Origin of the sequence: uncultured Aggregatibacter sp. (assembly GCF_901873365.1) — a bacterium.
GTDB lineage: Bacteria > Pseudomonadota > Gammaproteobacteria > Enterobacterales > Pasteurellaceae > Aggregatibacter.
Window position 1 is genome coordinate 1 of the sequence record NZ_CABFLM010000032.1, and the last position, 599, is coordinate 599.

The 599-nt window shown below is 33.1% G+C and carries 1 protein-coding gene; it reads left to right on the plus strand.

The window, feature by feature from the left end; genetic code table 11:
- Positions 1 to 74 precede the first annotated feature (74 nt).
- Positions 75 to 572, plus strand: coding sequence for a non-heme ferritin (ftnA, locus tag QZ106_RS00755; RefSeq protein ID WP_295973041.1), 498 nt, complete (start codon positions 75 to 77; stop codon positions 570 to 572).
- Positions 573 to 599 lie beyond the last annotated feature (27 nt).

Consider the following 599-nt stretch of genomic DNA (forward strand, 5'->3'; position numbering starts at 1 on the left):
GGTGGATAGAATGCGCCCAGCAAATTAAGTTGTATTGTGATTGTCTTATAAATCATTAAGGAAAGGAGTTAGTTATGCTTAGCAAAGCAATTACGACCAAATTAAATGAACAAATTAACCTTGAGTTTTATTCATCAAATGTTTATTTACAAATGAGTGCATGGTGCGATAACCATGGTTATGAAGGTGCAGCAGCATTTTTACTTCGTCATGCTGATGAAGAACTAGAACATATGCAAAAGCTATTTACTTATGTCAGTGAAACCAGCGGAATGCCTTTATTAGGTAAAATTGATGCACCTAAACACGATTATACTTCATTAAAAGAAGTTTTTGAGACAACGCTTGAGCACGAAAAACTTGTGACCTCAAAAATTAATGAGTTAGTTGAGATTACTTTTGCAGAAAAGGATTACTCTACTTTTAACTTCTTACAATGGTATGTGGCTGAACAGCATGAAGAAGAAAAATTATTTAGTGGAATTTTAGATAAATTAAATCTTCTTGGTGAGGATGGTAAAGGTTTATTCTTGGTTGATAAAGATTTAGGTGCATTAGCAACAAACAACTAATCAAACCTGATGATAAGAAGGCTAAGT